Consider the following 21,332-nt stretch of genomic DNA (forward strand, 5'->3'; position numbering starts at 1 on the left):
GATGAAAGCTTTAGAGATTAACGAGTTAAGAAAAGTTTATCGGGGTGGATTCGAAGCCCTGAAAGGTATCAACCTGACCGTGGATGAGGGTGATTTTTACGCATTGCTGGGGCCAAACGGCGCGGGTAAATCCACCACGATAGGTATTATTTCGTCGCTGGTTAACAAAAGCAGTGGCAGTGTCAAAGTGTTTGGTTATGACCTGGATACGCAGCTTGCCGACCTTAAGCGTCAAATCGGTTTGGTACCACAAGAGTTCAATTTTAACCAGTTTGAAACGGTGCGACAGATCGTGGTCAATCAGGCTGGTTATTACGGTGTGCCACGCAAGCTGGCGCATGAACGGGCAGAAAAGTACCTCAGCCAGTTAGGGCTCTGGGACAAACGGGATGAACCCGCGAGGTCATTGTCCGGCGGCATGAAGCGCCGGTTAATGATCGCACGGGCGCTGTTGCATGAACCCAAACTCCTGATCCTGGACGAGCCGACAGCCGGGGTTGATATCGAGCTGCGCCGGTCAATGTGGGATTACCTCACCAAGATCAATAACGAGGGTATTACCATTATTTTGACCACCCATTACCTGGAAGAAGCAGAAATGCTGTGCCGCAACATCGGTATTATCGATGCCGGCAGGATTGTTGAGAACACCTCAATGAAACAGTTGTTGGCGCAGTTAAATACAGAAACTTTTGTACTGGACCTGGAGGAAGAACATTCCAGGCCGGAGATTGCGGGGTTCGCACACCGCTGGAAGGACAACAATACGCTGGAAGTGGATGTCGATAAAAACGCCGGCCTAAACAAGGTTTTTGAGCAATTGAGTGCAGCTGGCGTCAAAGTGTTGTCAATGCGTAATAAGGCGAACCGGCTGGAAGAACTGTTTGTGTCGATGGTCGAGAAAGGCCGTGGCAAAGGGAGTAACAACGCATGAGCCATATGTCATCAAATATCATCGCGTTAAAAACGATCTGGATAAAAGAGTGCACGCGCTTCTTGCGTATTTGGGTACAGACTCTGGTGCCTCCGGCCATTACCATGACGCTGTATTTCATCATTTTCGGCAGTATCGTCGGTGAGCGTATCGGCACCATGAGTGGCGTTAGCTACATGGAGTTTATCGTACCCGGGTTAATCATGATGTCGGTGATTACCAACTCCTATTCCAACGTGGCGTCGTCCTTTTTTAGTGCCAAGTTTCAGCGCAACATCGAAGAGATGCTGGTGTCGCCGGTACCCACCGTAGCCATTATTCTCGGTTATGTCGGGGGCGGTATGGCGCGTGCCATGATCGTAGCCGTCATTGTCACGCTGGTTTCTTTCGCGTTTGTCGATATCCAGATGGCGCATTTTGGTTATGTGGTCCTCACGGTGGTACTGACGTCGACGCTGTTTGCCTTGGGCGGTCTCATTAATGGTGTCTTTGGTAAAACGTTTGATGATATCTCGATTGTGCCGACGTTCGTATTAACCCCTTTAACCTATTTAGGCGGCGTGTTTTACTCGGTTAGTCTGCTGCCGGAAATCTGGCAGAAGGTGTCGATGGCCAATCCAATTTTGTACATGGTCAACGGATTTCGATACGGCTTCCTGGGGCAGTCCGATGTCGGTATCGCTACCGCAATGACGGTATTGGTGGGTTTTAATCTGGTCTTTTTCGGGCTGGCCTACTATTTGTTGGAAAAAGGCATAGGAATTCGCTCGTGAACGAAGCTCGTCCGGTTCACTCAAACCAAACAGGTCCACATGAGGACTTAAAAAAAATCGTTCAGCGTCATTTACAGAGTGAATTCAAAAAGCCGATTCAGGCTCACAATCAGCAGGCGTTTGACGATATTCACGCGAAGGTGATGGCGTGGCAGGGGCCGGTAATTCTGGACTCTTGCTGTGGTGTTGGTGAGAGCACGGCAGTGTTGGCAGAGCGTTATCCTGATGCGTTAGTGATTGGTGTGGATAAATCGGCCCATCGATTGGAAAAGCACAGCAGTTACGAACGTAGCGGCCGTGGTCAGCGTTATTATGTGGTCCGAGCCGATTTAATGGACTTCTGGCGCTTGGTTGAACAGGCCGACTGGCCTGTGCAGCATCACTTTTTGCTGTACCCCAACCCTTGGCCAAAAGCGGCTCATGTCAGCCGGCGCTGGCATGGATCGCCAGTTTGGCCTTACCTGCTTAAATTCGGTGGCCAGTTTACCCTGCGCTCAAACTGGAGCACCTATTTACTGGAAGTCGCGGAAGCTTTAAGCTTGTCCGATTTTCGTTCCAACATTGCCTTGCTCGATCCTCAACGGCTTGAGCCAATGACACCGTTCGAACGTAAATATAAAGACAGCGGACAGTCGCTGTGGGAATTACAGGCCGATCTTGGCCAGTCGCTTTAAGAGAGAATTACGTTGAGTCAAACTGCGCCCAATCATCACGACAATAAACAAATTGCTGAGGTCAATCAGGAAGCTTTGTATCGTATTTTTACGATACCAGAAGCACCTGACTCGACCTTAGGAAAAATTGAAAAACATTTGTCGGAAAACTTGATGGGTTTTCTGGGTGAACATATTGTTGCGCGGGAAAAGCCTCTGCAGGAAATTGAGCGTGACTTTGAACAGGCCAACATTCCTGAAGATCCTCAGTTTGTTTCTGAGCATACCGAGTTTCTGCTGAATAAGTTGGTCGCGCATTCGGTGCATACGGCGTCGCCTAAATTTATCGGCCATATGACCTCAGCGTTGCCGTATTTCTTGTTGCCACTGGCCAAGCTGATGGTTGGTCTAAACCAAAACCTGGTGAAGATTGAAACATCAAAAGCGTTTACGCCGCTGGAGCGCAACGTTATTGGTATGCTTCATCATTTGGTCTATCAACAGGACGCCGGTTTTTACAACCGCTGGATGCACAGTGCACAACATTCACTGGGCGCATTCTGCTCGGGTGGAACCGTTGCCAACATGACCGCGCTATGGGTTGCACGCAACCGCCTGTTAAAGCCGGATGGTGATTTTGCCGGGATCGCGGCAGAGGGGCTGGCGGCAGGGTTAGCGCACTATGGTTATAAAAAACTGGTGGTATTGGTCTCTGAACGAGGTCATTACTCGTTGGCAAAAGCCGCGGATGTGCTCGGTATCGGTCGACGTAACCTGGTGTCTGTTGCTACCGACGAGAACAACAGAATTAAGGTGGATGCGCTACGTCAGGCCTGTGAAAAAGTCCAGCAGGAAGGTGGTCGTGTGTTAGCCATCATTGGTGTGGCAGGTACTACCGAGACCGGCCATATTGATCCACTGGCAGAGATGGCTGACATTGCCCGTGACTATGACACTCACTTTCATGTCGATGCGGCCTGGGGTGGGGCTACCTTGTTGTCGAATCAACATCGCGGTTTACTGAACGGCATTGAACACGCCGATAGCGTTACCATTGATGCGCATAAGCAGATGTACGTGCCGATGGGCGCGGGTATGGTGTTATTTAAAAACCCTTCGCTGGTTAAAGCGATTGAGCACCATGCCGAGTATATTATTCGTCAGGGCTCTAAAGATTTGGGGTCACACTCGATGGAAGGCTCACGAGCCGGGATGGCAATGATGGTGTTCTCGGCGATGCACGTGATTGGCCGTCGAGGTTATGAGTTATTGATCAATAATAGTATCGAAAAAGCCCGTTACTTCGCCGATCTGATTCGGGCGCAGGATGATTTCGAAGTGATTACGGAACCTGAGCTGTGCCTGTTAACTTACCGTTTTGTTCCGAAAAAAGTTAAACAAGCATTGGCTGGCGCTAATCAGGAGCAAGTCGAGCGACTAACGCCACACCTAAATGCCTTGACACGTTACGTGCAAAAACGGCAGCGTGAAAGCGGTCGCTCCTTTGTTTCCCGAACCAAACTGACGCCGGCACAATATTATCACGAGCCAAGTGTCGTATTCCGGGTCGTATTAGCGAACCCGTTGACCACCGAGGCGATGTTGCAGGAAATTATTCAGGAACAACGTGAGATCGCAGAGAAAGCGACCAGCCTACGGGGAGCCTTGCACACCGAAATGCGTGAACTAGGCATGATCGTTAGCGATCACTAGATTATCAATCAGACGTGTCGAACCGAGTTTAGCGGCAACCAGGGCAACCCATTTAGCGTCAGCGGCCGTGGCTGGCTGAAGGCTGTCGGCGTTACGAATCTCAACATAATCGACCTCAAATCCCGCACGGCTCAGCTCTTCAACAGCCCAGCGCTGGGCGTCTTGCGGTGATCCCTGCTGGAGTTTTTGGGCAAGTTGCTGCAACGTCCGGTAAATGCTTGCGGCTTGCTGTTTTTGCGCCTCGCTGAGGTAACCGTTGCGTGAACTCATGGCTAAACCGCTTGGCTCTCGGGCTGTCGGTACGCCAATAATATCAACGGGCAGACTCAGATCTTGCGTCATCAACCGAATAACCTGCAACTGTTGAAAGTCTTTTTCACCAAATACGGCGACCTGGGGTTGCACCATATTAAACAGTTTACAAACAATGGTGGCTACGCCGACAAAATGACCGGGGCGGCTGGCGCCGCAAAGGATGTCACTGATCCCGGGGACCTCAATACGGGTCTGTGCTTCCAGTCCGCGCGGGTACATATCGTCAACCTGCGGCGTGAAAACCGCATCAACACCAAGTTGCTCTAACGCCTGACAATCAGCCTGCAAAGTTCTTGGATAACTGTCAAGATCTTCGTTTGCACCGAATTGCATCGGATTCACAAAAATACTGACTACCACCACATCGGCTTGCTGTTGTGCTTTTTTTACCAACGACAGGTGTCCCTCGTGAAGGTTCCCCATGGTAGGTACCAGTGCCACAGTCCGTTGTTGTTGACTGCGCCATTGGCGCAGGCTGGCAAGGTTTTTCAGCAGTCGCATAAGCGCTCTCCGTTATTAAGAACCGTAACAGTGTTCAGCGGCCGGGAAGCTACCGTCACGAACTTGTTCCACATAAGTTCGAAACGCGCCGGCTAAGGAGCCGCTTTCGGCAAGAAAGTTTTTTGCGAACTTAGGAAGGTAGTCGCTGTTCATCCCCAGCATATCGTGCATGACCAAAATCTGGCCGTCGGTATCGGGGCCTGCGCCAATGCCGATCGTGGGTATCGTCAACGCCTCAGAGATGCGTTTACCAAGAGCAGCAGGAATGCATTCCAGCACCAACAGTTGTGCGCCGGCCTGCTCAAGCTGCAGCGCTTGATCCAGGGTGTTGTCTGCTTGCTGTTGTTCCTTGCCCTGAACTTTGTAACCGCCGAGTACGTTAACTGACTGGGGTAACAGACCCAGGTGCGCACACACGGGAATGCCGCGTGTTGTGAGGCCTTTAATCGTGTCAATGAGCCAACTGCCGCCTTCAAGTTTGACCATATTCGCACCAGCCTGCATCAACTGCGCAGCATTCTGATACGCTTGTTGTGGCGACGCGTAACTCATAAAGGGCATATCACTCATGACAAACGCCTGCGGTGCGCCACGACGTACCAATTGGGTGTGGTACACCATCTCACTCATTTGTACCGGCACGGTTGAATCCAGTCCTTGTACCACATTACCCAAAGAGTCGCCGACCAGCATAAAGTCGACACCTTCGGAGGTCATCAGCTTTGCAAAGCTCGCATCATAGGCCGTCAGAGAAGCGATTTTCTGACCCTGTTGCTTCATTTTTTGCAACGTTGAAATTGTCATTGCTGCCATCATTGTCCTCCTTCGGTGAGTGTTTTTAGCAAGTCATCCCGGGAGAATACCACGCGCAACCCATTTTTCGGAACTTGCCGAGCCTGCTGAATGGCGCTGACGCCATTGGGTAAGATCCAGTCAGACTGAATTTCCGCAAGAGGATAAAGCACAAACTCGCGCTCATACAATCCCGGGTGCGGTAACCTCATTGCTTCATCGTCGGAGTAGGTGTCACCATACACCAACAGATCGAGGTCGAGGGTACGCTCGCCCCAATGCCGAATGCGCTGACGTCCAAATTGATCTTCGATGTGGTGTAATAACTGTAACGTATCAAACGCCGCTAAAGCTGAGTCGACCACGCACACGGCGTTGATATAATTAGGCTGGTCCTGCGGGCCCATGGGTGCGCTGCTGTACAGTGATGAGACATCGAGTACATCCAGCGCCGGATGGCGGCTTAATGCGAGCAGCGCGTCGATGACCTGTTGCCGGGGGTTACCCAGGTTGGCGCCCAGCGCGACCAGAGCTTTAGTCATTTGCCGGTGGTCGCTTATTGCGCGAGCGTCCGCCACGTCGACGGCGGGGACTGCGCTTTTTGCCCGCGGGTGCTTTGCCGTTGGTCATCGCAGCAGGATTATTCTGAGCCTTAGTCCAGAACTCTGCCAGCGCTTCTATATCTTCGCCGGGCAACGGGGCATGGCAGGCTTTACGCAGCATCAGGAAGTCATATCCGGCTCGGAACTTTTTCTGTTCCAGTGCTTTTTGCGCACGCGTACCACGGGTGTTTTGCAGTCGTAGCTGCATCTGCCAGATATCCCGTGCGGTTAAACTGAAGCGCTTGGGAATGGCAATGGTTTGTGACTGACGGTGGAAGACGTCGGCACTACCGACGTTCAGCGCGTCCATGGGGGGCAATCCACCTTCGTTCTCAAGCTGTTCTCGGCGAGCTTGCAACGGCCACCATAACAGTACGGCAATCAAATAGGCCGGAGTCACTCGTTGCTCATTTTGTACGCGCTGGTCGGTGTCGGCAAAAGCCTTTCTCAGCATGTTAACCGGCGGTGCGTCGGCGGCATCTAAATAGCTCTTAAGGATCGGGAACAACTGTTGAAATAACTGGTATTCGCACAGCATGTCAAAATTAGGCTGCGCTTTGCCGGCCATGAATAATTTCAGGAACTCGTCAAACAGTCGTGCCGGCGGGATGTTCTTTAACAGACCCGCAAGCGCCGGGATAGGGCTACTGACCTCTTTGGATAAGGCCATATTTAATTTGGTCGCGAAGCGAACTGCCCGCAACATTCTTACCGGATCTTCACGGTATCGCGTTTCGGGGTCGCCAATCATACGAATGACACCCGCCTCGATGTCGTTACGGCCATTGGCGAAGTCGTAAATACTGAAGTCGGCGATATTGTAGTACAACGCATTAACGGTAAAGTCGCGACGCTCGGCATCTTCTTCTATGGTGCCGTAAACGTTATCGCGCACCAGTTGTCCGTGTTCATCCTGTTTGGCGATTTTTTCCTGCTCGTCGTCGTCGCCATTGTGATGGCCACGGAAGGTCGCGACTTCAATAATTTCGCGACCAAACAGAATGTGCGCAAGCCGGAAACGGCGGCCGACCAAACGACAATTGCGAAACAGTCGCTTAACCTGCTCAGGTGTTGCGTTAGTGGTAACGTCAAAATCTTTCGGCTGGATGCCCAGTAATAAATCACGTACACAGCCACCGACCAGGTAAGCATCGAAGCCCGCATTGTGGAGTCGATACAACACTTTCAGTGCATTGGGACTGATGTCTTTACGTGAAATCGGGTGTTGATCACGAGGTATAACTTGCATTGGCGGTAACACAGAGCCTTTCACAGCTGTGCTTTTTTTATCAGAAAATGCGCGGCGCGCAAGCTCAGTCAGTTTCTTAATGATGATGGTTCTCCCTAATCATCAATGGTTGTTCATTTAATTGTTGTAATATTGTACCGTCAGTTGGCACCGATTCGCCACTGTTTAGACCAAGCGATGATCGCTTTTTTAATAAAATCGTCGATGTTATCTGCTGCAATCTCGCCGAGCCCCAGAACGGTAGCCGCCTTTTTTAGATTCTCTAAGGCGTTCGCGGAGTCGATGGGAGCCGCGTGATTCTGTTTGCTCAGCTTGCGCCCCTCGGCATCGGTAACCAGTGGTAAGTGCATTAACCGTGGTTGCCGACCGCTCAACCGTTGCCACAACGTTAACTGCCAAAAGCTCGGTTGCAGCAGGTCTGAACCGCGCACAATATCGGTAATGCCTTGATCAATATCGTCGACGACGACGGCTAATTGGTAAGCAAACAATTCATCGCGACGACGCACAATGAAATCTTCTCGGACGCAGTCACTGTTGGCCTCAACGTGACCATGCCAGCGATCATCCAGGCGCGTGACCGGATCATCATTTTTAAAACGTACGGCGTAAGGCGTCGAACGAGGCTGCCTGTCGCGGCAGTAACCGTCATAACAGTCGCCCCGGGCACGGATCTGCTGGCGACTGCAATCACAGTGATAGAGTTCTGTGCCAAGCTGTTGCAAAACCAGACGGTAACGTTGGTCACGTTGGCTTTGATAGATAACGCTCTCGTCCCAGCATAAACCATGTTGCTCGAGCTGCTGCAATATGACCGAATCAGCCTGAGCTACGGCACGTGGTTTATCGACATCTTCGATGCGCACCAACCATTTGCCCTGATGAGCTTTAGCGTCAAGATAGGAACCGAGCGCGGCTACTAACGAGCCGAAGTGGAGTGGACCTGAAGGGGTCGGCGCAAACCGACCCCGGTATTCGGAGGACTGGCGCAAAGGAACGGGCTGGTTAGGCACCGGTCATTTGTTTTTCTTTGATCTCCGCCAGCGTTTTGCAGTCAACGCAGAGATCCGCTGTTGGACGTGCTTCGAGGCGGCGAATGCCGATCTCGATACCGCAAGAATTACAGAAGCCAAAATCGTCTTCTTCAATTTTTTGCAGTGTTTTCTCAATCTTTTTGATCAACTTACGTTCGCGGTCGCGAGTACGCAATTCAATACTGAACTCTTCTTCCTGCGCTGCCCGATCAACCGGATCTGGAAAGTTTGCCGCTTCATCTTTCATGTGATGCACGGTACGGTCAACTTCCTGGCGGAGTTGACGGCGCCACTCTTCGAGTATTTTGCGAAAATGAGTCAACTGCTCATCGTTCATATACTCTTCGCCCGGCTTCTCTTGGTAAGGCTCTAGCCCGGCCAGCGCCAGGATGCCATGCGTTTTTTTCTTGCCTTCTGGCATCATGGTTCTCCTAAATGATTAAACATCGCTGCGCGATTGAGTCGCTCCTGAGCCACCACGACATGGTCAGTTTAGCGTCAGTTCAAAAAAGGACGGTACATATAGCAGAAACGCTCTATTACCGCAACTGAAAATGTATTTGTCGGTCCAGTTTTATCGCCGCGTCACTGATGTGGGTTTTGACCGCATAAAATTCAACCCCCGCGTCAGCAGCTTCAATACAGAGCTGTGCGTATTTCGGATCAATGTGCTGCGCCGGAGCAACGTCATTAATGCCGCGGTGCATGACCATAAACAGCAACACCGCACGGTGGTCTTGCTGACGCATCTGCATCAGTTCTTGAACGTGTTTGTGAGCACGGACACTGACCGCATCCGGAAAGAAGCCATGGCCGCCCTCGTTCAGGGTGACACTTTTCACCTCGACGAAGCACAACGGGCTATCGTCGCTTTTGCCCAGCCAGTCTATCCGGCTGTTCTGTTCGCCGTATTTTTGTTCCGCCACCCATTCACGGATGTTCTTAAGTGGCTCAATGAAACCGTTACGCAGAGCTTCACCAGCCAAGGCATTGGCGCGTTGGGTATTCACCACAATCCAGTCTTTGTCCTGGGTTAAACTCAACTCCCAGGTGTAACGGTATTTCCGTTTTGGATTTTCTGAGTCACTGCAGTACACCTCATAACCCGGTTCAGCACATCCGGTCATTGCGCCGGTATTGGGACAATGAACTGTGGTAATATGTCCATCACCAAAATCGATGTCTGCCAGAAAGCGTTTGTAACGTTTGCGTAAAACCCCATGTTTGAGGGGCTTGTTAAATTGCATTCGCAACCTCATAAACCTAAAGTATTGGCAGCAACAAACTATAAGGAGAGACGTGCTATGTCCAGCGCATTATCGGTTTACCTGACGGATAAAATGCCGGTTAACTACCTTGCTGAAAAAGCGTTATTAGCCTTTAAGGATGATGCCGCGCATATTGTGATTGGCGATAATGAGGAAGAAAACTTACGCCGGATACAAAAAGCAGGGCGACAGTTGGATACGCAGGGTATCACGTCATTGAGTGTACAGGGGCCAGGCTGGGATAAAGAACGGCAATGGGCGTTATCATTAGGCTACACGTCGACATTGTCGACCAACTCGGTGCAATGGAGTGCCGAGGTGGCTGATGAACTCCAGCAAGTCAATGATGTATTCCGCTTTACCCGTGAACTGGTTAACCTGTCGGCGGAAGAAATCTACCCAGTGAGCTTGGCTGAGCGGGTGGCGAAACATCTGAGTGAACTGGCACCCGACCATGTCTCTTACGAGCTGATCAAAGGTGAAGCATTGAAAGCTGCTGGCTGGATGGGCATTTACACGGTCGGCCGTGCAAGTCAGCACGAGCCGGCCATGCTGGTACTGGATTATAACCCCACCGGTGATGCTGATGCGCCGGTAGAGTCGGCGCTCATTGGTAAAGGCATTACCTACGACTCGGGTGGTTACAGTATTAAACCCAGCGAAGGTATGCTGTCGATGAAATGTGACATGGGTGGTGCTGCAACGGTCAGCGGCGCGTTATCACTGGCGATTCGTCAGGGCTTAAATAAGCGCGTCAAGCTGTTCCTCTGTTGTGCGGAGAATATGATTGACGGCCGCGCCTATAAGTTGGGTGATATTATTACCTATAAGAACGGCCTCAAGGTCGAAGTTGTTAATACCGATGCGGAAGGCCGCCTGGTGCTCGCGGATGGCCTTCAGGCTGCTGGCGAGGCCGGTGCCAAGCAGGTGATTGATGCAGCGACGCTCACGGGCGCCGCTCAAATGGCGGTTGGTAATGAATACAACGCATTATTCAGTGTTGATGATGAAGCTGCGGAAAAAGCCCTGCGCTTTGCGCGCCAGGAAAACGAACTATTATGGCGGTTGCCGTTAAATCGTTGGCACGCTGAAAATTGTCCTTCAGCCTTTGCGGACACGGCAAATAGCCGACCGCAAAAAGGTGGTGGTGCCGGTGGTGCCAGTAATGCTGCGGGCTTTCTCCTGCGCTTTGCGCCAAACGACGGTAAAGGCTGGTTGCACTTCGATTTAGCCGGCGCTTATCAGAAATCCGCAACCGCAATGTGGCCGGCCGGCGCGACCGCGCTGGGCGTACGCACCATTGCAGCAACGTTGCGTGGTTAATTGAGCGGTTATCGGTGAGAGGTAATGTGGTTGTATGACTCTGCCGATAGCACAAGTCATTGATGAAATACTCGAGCAGTTTCCTGCTGCTCGAGTGGTTATCCAAGCTCCTCCTGGTGCCGGTAAGTCAACCTGGTTACCGCTGCAGTTACTCCATTCGGAACATACTGGAACCATGGTAATGCTGCAGCCGCGGCGTTTAGCTGCGGTGAATGTCGCCAATTATTTAGCCAAACAACTCGGAGAGTCGGTGGGCGACACCGTCGGCTACAGTATTCGCGGTGAACAAAAGCGGAGTGCGTCGACACGGTTGATGGTGATTACCGAAGGAGTACTGGTACGCTGGTTGCAGAATGATCCTGAACTCAATGGCATCGATACCGTCCTATTTGACGAATTTCATGAGCGTAATCTGGCCAGCGATCTGAGCTTGGCCTTGTTGCTGGACAGTTTAACGCTGCGCCCGGAGTTGTCGCTCATGATTATGTCGGCGACCTTACCGGCTGAACCTATTCAGGCCTGGCTACAACAGGCCCTGGCAGAGCCGGTAAAGGTGGTGAAGAGCGAGGGCAGACAATACCCGTTAACCATTCACTATCGACCACCGGGCCGGGATGACTGGCGAGAGCGGCTGGTTGCGGTAACACTCGAGGCGCTGGCGCATGCTGAGAAAGGCGTGTTGGTGTTTGTCCCGGGAGTGCGGGAGATTCAGCGCATCATTCAGGAACTGAGTGCGCGAACTCAGGTTCCGTGTTTACCCTTGCATGGGCAGTTGTCACTGGCTGAGCAGCGGCGAGCGTTGTGTGCCGACCCCGTGCAGCGGATTATCGTGGCCACCAATGTGGCAGAAACATCGTTGACCATTGATGGTATCGACACCGTCATCGACAGTGGCCGGGAACGCGTCAGTCGGTATCGACCACACTATGCGACGGCACAATTATTGACCCGCTATTTGTCAAAGGCGTCTGCAACTCAGCGTGCCGGTCGCGCCGGACGGCAAAATCCGGGCAGCGTATACCGGCTCTGGAGTCAAAGCGATGAGCATGGATTTAGTGATTACGCAGAGCCTGATGTGGCAACTCAGGATCTTACGCAGTTGGTTGCAGAAGTGTCGCTGTGGGGCAGTTCCGTCGATGAACTTTGTTGGTTGTCCGAGCCATCGCAAGCGCATGCAGGACACGCCATTGAGGTACTGGAACAACTGGGACTGTGTACCCGGCAGGGCGGACTGACCGAAGTTGGCCGACAGGCTGTGACTATGGGGGCTGATATTCGCCTGGCACGGGTCGTATTGGCGGCCGTGGCAGCTCCCTCGGCAACCCGGTTTGCGCTGGCCTGTACGCTGGCCACCTTAGAGGAACCGGCAAAACCCTATCTCGCTGAGGCGTTGATAGAAACCGTGGAACGGCATTTAGCACAAGCAAAGCACCTTAAACGGTGGCGTCAGCGACAGCAGTTTTGGTGCAAGCAACTGGCCGTGGAGGTAACATCCATGGCCGACTGGGGCGCAATAACCGAGTATCTTTTGTACGGTTTTCCTGAACGAGTGGCGAAACGCGTTACGCCGGATAGTGTGCAGTTGGTCTCTGGGGTGCGGTTGCAGGTGGTGGATGAGAAGCCGGTGAGTGAGTGGTCACTGGTGCTAACCATCAGGCTTGCTGAAGACGTGCGCTTTCACAAGGCAGCCTTGTTGGCGCCGTTACAAAAAGCTGAACTTATTCAGCATCCTGCGGTAGCGATTACGGAACATGCGTTTGTTGATGTTGCCGCGGGGCGTCATGCGGCACTGATCCAGGAGCAGCGGCTCGGACAACTGCTCTTGGAACGGCAGCGGTTGGACCGTGCGCCGGCGCAACAGGACATTCATTTGGGGTTGATACAGTGGCTGCGACGCGAGGGCATTGAGGCATTGAATTGGACGGATGCAGCAACGCGACTCTGGCATCGCAGTTTTTATCTTTATCAGCATGTCGAAGAGGCTCGCAGTGCCTTTCAGGTGACGTTGCCGACGCCGGAGTCATTATTGGACAACCTGGAAGAGTGGGCGCTGCCGTTTTGGTCGGCGCTGCGCTCACTGAATGATTTACAACGTTGGGACCCCCGTGACGCCATTCGCCACTGGCTTGACTATCCCCAACAGCAGTTACTTGAACGGCTGTGCCCGTCAACCTGGCGCGCCCCCAGTGGTAGTCAGGTAGTCATTCAATATCCTAATTTAACGGAAGCACGGCAGGGGATAAAACCACGTGCTGAAGTGAAGTTGCAAGAGGCGTTCGGCGAGCCGGTATCGCCCACCTTGCTCGACGGCCGCCAGCCGTTGACGCTGGATTTGTTGTCGCCAGCCGGACGTTTACTGCAACGGACCGAGAATCTGGCGAGTTTTTGGCAAAATGGTTACCCGGAAGTGAAAAAAGAAATGCGTGGGCGTTACCCGAAGCATCCCTGGCCGGATGATCCGTTAAGCGCCGAAGCAACCCTGAAAACGAAAAGACAGTTACGATGATAAAACGACCCTGGCTTCGCTACATAATGATTACCTCGCTAAAACTGGGGCTGGCGCTGGCATTTGTCATCGTTGGCTACCTCATCTACCTTGATGCCAGTTTGTCGCGGGTATTTGCGTCTGAGCGTTATCAGGCTCCGGCGCTGGTGTATGCTTCAGAAACCCGCCTGTTTCCGGGGAAGCACATCAGTAAGCAACAACTGATAGAGCAACTCGAACGATTGAGTTATCAGCGCAGCAGCAGTACGGAAGAAACCGGTTATTACTCACACGCTAACAATCTGGTCATGGTGCACCGGCGGCCGTTTGAGTTTGCCGACGGCGCACAAATGTCAAAGCGTGTTGAGGTGCGATTTGACGGCGCTCAAATTCAATCCATTCGGGAATGGCCCAGCGGTGTCGCATTACGCGAACTGCGTCTGGAACCGCAACTGATCGGTCGCATTAACCCGCTGGACAACGAAGATCGTTTGTTGGTCGGCTTGGAAGTTGTTCCCAACTTGCTCATCGAAACGTTATTGCTGGTCGAGGACCGTAACTTTTATCATCATTCCGGGGTTTCGCCGTGGTCGGTGATGCGTGCGCTGGTCGCGAACATCAAAGCCGGGCGAACGGTGCAGGGTGGTTCTACCCTGACCCAGCAGTTGGTTAAAAATCTTTACTTAACGCGTGAACAAACGTTATGGCGTAAGTTTCATGAAGCGATGATGGCGCTGGTCATCGACTACCGTTTCGATAAAAACACGATTTTGGAAACCTACCTCAACGAAGTGTATTTTGGTCAGGATGGTCGTCATGCAATACATGGTGTGGGGCTTGCCAGCCAATATTATTTTGGTCGTCAGATACAGGAATTAACACCGGCTCAAACGGCCTTAATGGTGGCGATGATAAAAGGCCCTTCCTACTACGACCCACGACGTTATACAGAGCGAACCAAGCAACGGCGTGACACCATTTTGCGGATGATGTACGAAAATGATCTAGTGGCAAAAGACAGCTACATTGCTGCGGTGGAAGCGCCAATTGAAGTGCGTGAAAGCCGCCGATTGGTTGAGGAGAGCTACCCTCACTACCTGGATCTAATACGGCGCGAACTGGGAGAAATTGTGCTCCCTCCTGAGTGGCATGAGGTGGGTCTAAAAATCTATACGGCGATGGATGTCGACCTACAGTCAACAGCTCAGAAGGTGTTGCGTAACGGCATTCCGGGACGGGCTATCGATGGTCTGCAGGGCGCCGTGGTGATCAGCGATTATCGCAGCGGCCATATCCGCGCAATGGTCGGCTCGACAAACAACGACGGACAAGGTTACAACCGTGCGTTGATGGCGTTGCGGCCGATTGGTTCGCTGATGAAGCCGGTGATTTATGCGTCGGCCATGTCAGTCGCGGATGGCATGCATTTGGGCAGCCGCGTGGTTGATGAAGCGGTGATATTGGAAGATGAACATGGCAAACGCTGGCAGCCTGAAAACTACGACAAAACCTACCTGGGCGATATGTTGATGTACCAGGCGCTGGTGAAATCTCGCAATATACCTGCGGTTCGTATTGGTTTAGAGGTCGGCACGCGGACACTCGCCAACTACTTAAAGGCAATGGGGGTTACGACTCCCATAAACGACTATCCGTCGTTAACGCTCGGCGCCGTGGAACTATCCCCGCTGGCTGTTAACCGTATCTATTCGACCATCGCTAACGACGGCCGTTATCAGCCGCTGAAAGCCATCACCAGTATTACCACTCACGATGGACTCAGTGTGTATGAATCTCATGTCGCTGAGCCAAAAGCGGTGTATACGCCGGCAGTCAGCTATATGATTCGCTACGGTATGGCGGGTGTGGTGTCGTTGGGAACCGCGACGGCATTACAGGATACCTTGGGTGGTGCAACTGTGGCCGGTAAAACCGGCACCACCAATGACTATAAAGACAGCTGGTTTGTCAGCATCGATGGTGAGCACGTTATAACAACCTGGCTTGGTCGCGATGATAATAGTCCGACAGGGCTTACCGGCAGCAGCGGGGCGCTGATGATCAACCGTGAGATTTACCGTCAAGCACCGCCACAACCGATGTCATTAAGGCCTCAAGGTGATGTGCGCCTGCAGAGCTTCCATGCAACGAAGGGCGTGCGGATTCCGTCTCAGTGTCCGCAGGCAGTGACGGTGCCTGCGCCGCCAATCCCACTCAACGACGACATCAATTGCGATGCCGACGTTGATGAGAAAAGCTGGTTGGAGCGTCTATTCGGCGGCTAATGCAGCAAACGCTTTTGCTGCAGCGGCCAGGGTGTCATTGATGTCCTGCTCGGAGTGAGCTGCCGACATAAAGCCGCCTTCAAATGCCGATGGCGCCAAGTACACGCCTTGCTCTAACATCAGATGATAGAAGCGGCGGAAATGCTCCATATTGCATTGAGTTGCCTGTTGGTAAGTGGTTACTTGCTTGTCTGTGGTAAAGAAGAAACCAAACATCGAACCGGCGCGGTTGGTAGTGAATGGAATGCCAGCCTCATCGGCAAGTGCCTGCATACCATCCAGTAACTGATCAACACGAGCATACAGCTGATCGTATAGGCCTGGTTTGTTCAACTGAGACAACGCCGCTAAACCAGCGGACATGGCGACCGGATTACCGGATAGTGTACCTGCTTGATAAACAGGTCCGGTCGGCGCGATATAGCCCATGACCTCTTTCTTGCCCCCAAAAGCGCCAACCGGCATACCGCCGCCGATCACCTTGCCCAGGGTAGTGAGATCCGGAGTTACACCGTAACGTTCCTGAGCGCCGCCAGGCGCCGCACGAAAGCCGCTCATCACTTCATCAAAAATAAGTATCGAACCGTACTGGTCACAAATCTCGCGCAGTCCCTCAAGGAAGCCCGGAACCGGAGGGATACAGTTCATATTGCCCGCTACCGGCTCGACGATGATGCAGGCGATTTGATCGCCCACTTCTTCAAAAATCGCTTTCACGGAATCGATGTTATTGTAATCAACGGTCAGCGTATGTTTGGCGAAATCTTCTGGGATACCCGGTGAGTTTGGTACGCCTAATGTCAGGGCGCCCGAGCCGGCTTTGACTAACAACGCATCAGCATGACCGTGATAGTTACCTTCAAACTTCAAAATTTTATCGCGCTTCGTGTAACCGCGAGCCAAACGAATGGCCGTCATAGTGGCTTCGGTGCCAGAGTTAACCATGCGTACTTTCTCGATAGAAGGTACGATATCTTTAATTTTTTCGGCCATGGTAATTTCGACTTCGGTGGGTGTACCAAAGCTTAGGCCGCGCTGGGCTGCAGCAATCGTCGCATCAAGTACCGCCGGGTTGTTGTGGCCTAAAATCATAGGCCCCCAGGAGCCGACATAGTCGATGTAGCGTTTACCGTCCGCGTCAAACATGTACGCGCCTTCGGCACGTTCAATAAAAATTGGGCTGCCGCCAACGCCGTTGAACGCACGAACAGGGGAGTTAACTCCGCCGGGGATACTCAGTTGGGCTTTTTGGAAGAGTTCTTCAGAACGACTCATAGTTAATCTTTCCTTACCGATGGATTTAAAGCTGGCTCTTTTCGCTGTACCAGTTCACGTCGCGCTCATATTTTTCCACTTGATCAACGACGCCTAAAGTTAGTGCAAACAGAGCCATTCGGATCAATACGCCATTATCTGCCTGACGAAAGATGGCGAGATTTGGGTTTTGGTTCAAATCGTTGTCTAATTCATTTGCTTCAGACCGCGAGTCGCGTGGCAGTGGGTGCATAATCACGGTGTTGGGTTTGTAGTGTTTGGTGTAAATGGCCTGATTTAAACGGAATTTACCGCGATACTGCTCAGCGTCTTGCGGCGATGCAAACCGCTCCTGCTGGATGCGGGTCTGATAGACGATATCAGCATCGACCAGACCATCGACTTTTTCTGTGACGGTATAGCGGTGGCCGGCATTGTCCAGGGTATCAAGGACGCCGTCCGGCATAGCCAGTTCGCGCGGTGAAATCAGCGTGAAGCGGACATTGTTATACATCGACAGCAATTTAGACAGCGAGTGAACGGTACGACCATACTTCAGGTCACCAATCATACAAATATGCATGCCGTCGATCCCCTGACCGTGGTAGGCAAGTTCTTTATCGATGGTATAAAGATCCAGTAAGGCCTGAGTGGGGTGTTCGTTGGCGCCGTCACCGCCGTTAATGACAGGCACACGGCTACCCTCGGAAAACTCGCTGACAGAACCGGCTTTGGGATGGCGCATGGCAATCACATCGCTGTAACTGCTGAGCACTCGGGCGGTATCGTAAAGTGATTCGCCTTTGGCGATAGCCGAGCTTTCCATGCCGGTGGTTTCACGAACTTCACCGCCGAGTAGATTAAAGGCGGTGCCAAAACTTACCCGTGTCCGGGTTGATGGTTCAAAAAACAGATTACCCAGAATGGCGCCTTCCAGCACTTTTGTGCGTTTTTTACGCCGTGCGTAGGGCTGCATTTTGTCTGCGACAGAAAAGATATAGTCGATGCTGTCGCGATCAAATTGATTAACGGAAAGAATGTTAGAGCCGGTGAAATTCATCATGGTGTGCGCCCTTTGTGGCCGAAAGTCACTGGGCGCACACTATAGCAAATAACGCGCTTAAAAAGAATCTAATAGGGCTTAACCACGGCCAAAATAACCACGGCGAACAAGATCAGCACCGGCACTTCATTGAACACACGGTAAAAGCGATGACTGCGGCGATTACGGTTGTGTTTAAAGTCGGCCAGTAACTTAAAGCAATAGCCGTGATAGGCATACAACAGAGTGACCAACAGCAGTTTGGTGTGCATCCAGCCACTGGCGGCAAACCAGGCGCTGCCATAAGCGTAAATCAGCAGCAAACCCAATATCAGGGTTAACAGCGCGAATGGGGTAACAAAATAAAGCAGCTTGCGCTCCATCACCTTAAACTGCTCATCAACGGCTGTGTGATTGTTCATGGCGTGATAAACAAACAGTCTGGGCAAGTAGAAAATGCCTGCAAACCAGGCCACCATAAACGCAATATGTAGGGCTTTAACCCATAAAATCCAGCTCATTCATCGACTCCTGAAGGTTTAGGATAATTCCCGTTGCAGTGCTTTACGAACGATTTCCCAGGTAACAATACCACAGGGTTCGCCTTGTTCTTGATCATAAACATAGACGGCGCCACGGCGGGCACCACTGAGCTCATCCCAGACTTCAGCCAGCGTTGAAGTCACTTTTAAACCGTTAATCGGCATGTAGTTCAGTGAAGGGCTGTCGCCGGCGCCGATATCATAAGTGACTAAGCGATAAACCGGTTGGTTGTCTTCATCAACGTTCATAACCACAACGGTTTGATTTGAGGCATTTTCGAGTACGTCCAGTAACTCATTTTGGGTTGGCTCCAGCAGCAATTTAAAGTCCGTTTCCATGACGTGTTCAACCCCCGTTTTTTGCAGGGCAACGGCAACCGGCGGAATTTGATAAGGCAGTTCCTGAGCGTCAAGCTGAGCAATAAAAATCGATTTTGAGTTAAACAGCTGAGACGAGATGAGGTATGCAGGTACAATCACCAGCATTGCAGGAATAATGATTTCGACGCTACGGGAAAGCTCAACGATTGCTAGTAACGCAGCCATTGGCGCGTGAATACAGGCTGCCAGAATGCCGGCCATACCCAGCAAAATAAAGGTATCGTATTGCAATAATTGTTGCAGTTCGAACTGGTTAACCAACCCAGTGAACAGTGCCGCGACCACAGCCCCAATCCCGAATACCGCACCAATCAAGCCGCCGGGAATACCCATACCGAGCGCGATGGCACTGGCAACCAGCTTGGCCAATAGCAAGGTGAACAACAGTGACAGCTCCTGTTGATGCTGCACCACCTGTTGGATTGCCGTCAGTCCTGGTCCTAGGCTTGATGGAATAATGAGCGCTAACAGTGACGTGATAAACGCAGCAAACAGCAGGCGCGTCAGCAATGACATATCCTTCACCGTGTTCATGACATCGAGCATGAGCTTTTTAAAGATGACGCCGCTGATGCCCAAAATCACTCCTAGAATTACCACCCAGGGGAGCTGAATGTTAGGCAGATCAGTGCCGCTCAGCATCGCCAGTTCGGCAGCCGGACCGAAAATTTGCTCGGTAATCAGTGAGCCGGCGACCGCTGCTAACATGACCGGGATAAAAATATGGACTTTGTATTCACGCAGCACCACTTCCATCACCAGTACCATCGCGGCAATCGGCGTATTAAAGGACGCCGCGATAGCAGCAGCAATGCCACAGGCGGCCAGCGTGCGGATGGCATTTTTGGGGGTGTCGACGTGATAACCAACCCAAGTACTGGCGGCCGCGCCCAGATGCACGGCGGGTCCCTCGCGACCGACACTAAAGCCTGCAACCAGTGCAATAATACCGCCAAAAAATTGGTTTACCGTACTCTGCCACGGTAACATGCCATAATGTTGCTTCATGCGGTGAATGACGTAAGGAATACCCATTCGAACGCGGCGAGAGCGAGACAGGCTGAACAGCAGAAAAATCAGTAATGCGGCACCGATAGGTAAGGCAAAACGGGTAAAATTGGATAAAGGCTGTTGCCAATGGCTGACATTACCGACAACATAGGCGCCTTGCTCAATGGCAAAGCGAAAAACAACAATGACCAGGGCGGCGGCAATACCGCCAAGTAACCCCAATAAGCAGATCGCAATGGTGGTTGTGGGGGCGGCAAGTTGTTTACGCAAACTTTTTTTAAGTGCTTGTACCCGGGTCATCCAAAGGTTTCCTGAACGGAGCGCTGTAATCGGTCAGTAAGGTGTTAATTAGCTTAACATATTCGTTTCATAAGGCATTGAGAACAGACGGGTTTTAATGAAAAAATTTCTAAACATAACTCACCTGCAGCGGCGCTTCGGGCGATTGCCGGTGGCTCTAGCGGTGATTGCCTTGTTGTGTTTGCTGAGCATTAGCGCGTATCAGGTCGGGGTCTGGCATGCTCATCACCTCAAGCAACAGGTCGCAGAGCAGCAGCAACAGTTGCAGCGCCTCTATCAACAGTTGGATCGGTTTGAATATCAACGGAACGTTTTGCAAGTCGAGCTTGATATTGAAAAGTCATCCAATCAGGGTCTGCAAAGTCAGCTCAGTGAGTTACAGGAAGAAAACTATAATTTGCGCGAAAATGTCGCTTTTTATCAAAAGATTATGGCGCCGGAATTACAGCAAAGCGGGGTGGTCATCGAGTCGCTGGCGCTGGATAAAAATCCGGCGGAACGACATTACCACTTTTCGCTGGCGTTATTGCAGGTGGAACAACGGCGGCAGTTTGTGGAAGGTGAAATTGCGATACAGCTGATCGGGCGCGTTGACGGCAAAGAGAAACGTTATGACCTGTTAAAGCTGGCCAATATCGCGACCAGTGAGCACAATTTCGTGATGCGTTACTTTAGTCTCTATGAGGGCGACTTCTTTTTGCCGAAAGGTTTGGTGCCTGAACGCATTGAAGTCACAGCAACACTGACCAAAGGCGGCGACGGCCGTCTGCAACGCACTTTTTTTTGGCGTGAGAGCCTTCGCAGCGAGAGCAATACTTGACCAAAATACTCAACTACGAGAAAATTGCATTCGTTATCGCACATTAACCAAAGGT

19 protein-coding genes are annotated in these 21,332 nt (G+C 51.8%); 8 read left to right on the forward strand and 11 right to left on the reverse strand.

What is annotated here, in order from left to right:
- Window position 1: 1 nt before the first annotated feature.
- From CWE23_RS09580 to panP, 4 genes are read left to right on the forward strand one after another with little or no spacing between them, the layout of a single operon-like run.
- Window positions 2-934 carry an ABC transporter ATP-binding protein gene (locus CWE23_RS09580; RefSeq protein WP_126820119.1) on the forward strand — a complete coding sequence of 311 codons (933 nt, stop codon included), beginning with the start codon at window positions 2-4 and terminating at the stop codon, window positions 932-934.
- A complete protein-coding gene (locus CWE23_RS09585) occupies window positions 931-1,707 on the forward strand; it encodes an ABC transporter permease (RefSeq protein WP_105307321.1) in 777 nt (258 codons plus the stop codon). Before CWE23_RS09580 ends, CWE23_RS09585 begins: the two co-directional genes overlap by 4 nt.
- The gene (trmB, locus tag CWE23_RS09590; RefSeq protein WP_105307320.1) at window positions 1,704-2,381 is read left to right on the forward strand and encodes a tRNA (guanine(46)-N(7))-methyltransferase TrmB; all 678 of its coding nucleotides are present in this window, start codon (window positions 1,704-1,706) and stop codon (window positions 2,379-2,381) included. Before CWE23_RS09585 ends, trmB begins: the two co-directional genes overlap by 4 nt.
- Window positions 2,382-2,393: 12 nt before the next feature.
- On the forward strand, window positions 2,394-4,073 hold the full coding sequence (panP, locus tag CWE23_RS09595; protein ID WP_198678829.1) for a pyridoxal-dependent aspartate 1-decarboxylase PanP: 1,680 nt from the start codon (window positions 2,394-2,396) through the stop codon (window positions 4,071-4,073).
- Here the strand turns inward: panP and panC are convergent.
- From panC to sfsA, 7 genes are all read right to left on the reverse strand, one after another.
- Window positions 4,047-4,889, reverse strand: coding sequence for a pantoate--beta-alanine ligase (gene panC, locus CWE23_RS09600; RefSeq protein WP_126820120.1), 843 nt, complete (start codon window positions 4,887-4,889; stop codon window positions 4,047-4,049). The genes panP and panC overlap by 27 nt on opposite strands.
- A gap of 15 nt (window positions 4,890-4,904) precedes the next feature.
- The gene (gene panB, locus CWE23_RS09605) at window positions 4,905-5,702 is read right to left on the reverse strand and encodes a 3-methyl-2-oxobutanoate hydroxymethyltransferase (RefSeq protein WP_105307818.1); all 798 of its coding nucleotides are present in this window, start codon (window positions 5,700-5,702) and stop codon (window positions 4,905-4,907) included.
- A complete protein-coding gene (gene folK / locus CWE23_RS09610) occupies window positions 5,702-6,223 on the reverse strand; it encodes a 2-amino-4-hydroxy-6-hydroxymethyldihydropteridine diphosphokinase (RefSeq protein ID WP_105307318.1) in 522 nt (173 codons plus the stop codon). The genes panB and folK overlap by 1 nt, the downstream gene beginning before the upstream one ends.
- Window positions 6,216-7,523 carry a polynucleotide adenylyltransferase PcnB gene (gene pcnB, locus CWE23_RS09615; RefSeq protein WP_420809961.1) on the reverse strand — a complete coding sequence of 436 codons (1,308 nt, stop codon included), beginning with the start codon at window positions 7,521-7,523 and terminating at the stop codon, window positions 6,216-6,218. Before pcnB ends, folK begins: the two co-directional genes overlap by 8 nt.
- 149 nt (window positions 7,524-7,672) lie before the next feature.
- Window positions 7,673-8,545: a tRNA glutamyl-Q(34) synthetase GluQRS gene (gluQRS, locus tag CWE23_RS09620; RefSeq protein WP_241970611.1), complete on the reverse strand. Its 873-nt coding sequence runs from the start codon at window positions 8,543-8,545 to the stop codon at window positions 7,673-7,675.
- Complete coding sequence (gene dksA, locus CWE23_RS09625) at window positions 8,538-8,987, reverse strand: RNA polymerase-binding protein DksA (protein WP_105307316.1); 450 nt, start codon at window positions 8,985-8,987, stop codon at window positions 8,538-8,540. Before dksA ends, gluQRS begins: the two co-directional genes overlap by 8 nt.
- A gap of 118 nt (window positions 8,988-9,105) precedes the next feature.
- The gene (sfsA, locus tag CWE23_RS09630) at window positions 9,106-9,813 is read right to left on the reverse strand and encodes a DNA/RNA nuclease SfsA (RefSeq protein ID WP_126820122.1); all 708 of its coding nucleotides are present in this window, start codon (window positions 9,811-9,813) and stop codon (window positions 9,106-9,108) included.
- 57 nt (window positions 9,814-9,870) lie between these two features.
- Here sfsA and pepB point away from each other — a divergent pair, with 57 nt between their 5' ends.
- Genes pepB through mrcB form a run of 3 tightly spaced genes read left to right on the forward strand, consistent with a single transcriptional unit; the run spans window position 9,871 to window position 15,927 of the window.
- Window positions 9,871-11,157: an aminopeptidase PepB gene (gene pepB / locus CWE23_RS09635; RefSeq protein ID WP_105307314.1), complete on the forward strand. Its 1,287-nt coding sequence runs from the start codon at window positions 9,871-9,873 to the stop codon at window positions 11,155-11,157.
- Between the two features lie 34 nt (window positions 11,158-11,191).
- Window positions 11,192-13,663 carry an ATP-dependent helicase HrpB gene (gene hrpB, locus CWE23_RS09640; protein WP_126820123.1) on the forward strand — a complete coding sequence of 824 codons (2,472 nt, stop codon included), beginning with the start codon at window positions 11,192-11,194 and terminating at the stop codon, window positions 13,661-13,663.
- On the forward strand, window positions 13,660-15,927 hold the full coding sequence (mrcB, locus tag CWE23_RS09645; RefSeq protein ID WP_126820124.1) for a penicillin-binding protein 1B: 2,268 nt from the start codon (window positions 13,660-13,662) through the stop codon (window positions 15,925-15,927). The genes hrpB and mrcB overlap by 4 nt, the downstream gene beginning before the upstream one ends.
- Here mrcB and hemL read toward each other — a convergent pair.
- The 4 genes from hemL to CWE23_RS09665 form a co-directional block, all read right to left on the reverse strand.
- Window positions 15,913-17,202, reverse strand: coding sequence for a glutamate-1-semialdehyde 2,1-aminomutase (gene hemL, locus CWE23_RS09650; protein WP_126820125.1), 1,290 nt, complete (start codon window positions 17,200-17,202; stop codon window positions 15,913-15,915). The two genes, mrcB and hemL, sit on opposite strands and share 15 nt — an antisense overlap.
- Before the next feature lie 25 nt (window positions 17,203-17,227).
- Window positions 17,228-18,241, reverse strand: a complete 1,014-nt coding sequence (locus CWE23_RS09655; protein WP_126820283.1) for an aspartate carbamoyltransferase — start codon at window positions 18,239-18,241, stop codon at window positions 17,228-17,230.
- A gap of 71 nt (window positions 18,242-18,312) precedes the next feature.
- Window positions 18,313-18,744: a protoporphyrinogen oxidase HemJ gene (gene hemJ / locus CWE23_RS09660; RefSeq protein WP_126820126.1), complete on the reverse strand. Its 432-nt coding sequence runs from the start codon at window positions 18,742-18,744 to the stop codon at window positions 18,313-18,315.
- A gap of 18 nt (window positions 18,745-18,762) precedes the next feature.
- Window positions 18,763-20,457: a chloride channel protein gene (locus CWE23_RS09665; protein WP_105307309.1), complete on the reverse strand. Its 1,695-nt coding sequence runs from the start codon at window positions 20,455-20,457 to the stop codon at window positions 18,763-18,765.
- Between the two features lie 97 nt (window positions 20,458-20,554).
- On the opposite strand from CWE23_RS09665, the gene CWE23_RS09670 reads away from it, so the two are divergent.
- Window positions 20,555-21,277: a DUF6776 family protein gene (locus tag CWE23_RS09670; RefSeq protein ID WP_126820127.1), complete on the forward strand. Its 723-nt coding sequence runs from the start codon at window positions 20,555-20,557 to the stop codon at window positions 21,275-21,277.
- The last annotated feature ends 55 nt before the right edge of the window (window positions 21,278-21,332 follow it).

The sequence above is a fragment of the Idiomarina aquatica genome (genome assembly GCF_003987185.1).
Taxonomy (GTDB): Bacteria; Pseudomonadota; Gammaproteobacteria; order Enterobacterales; family Alteromonadaceae; genus Idiomarina; species Idiomarina aquatica.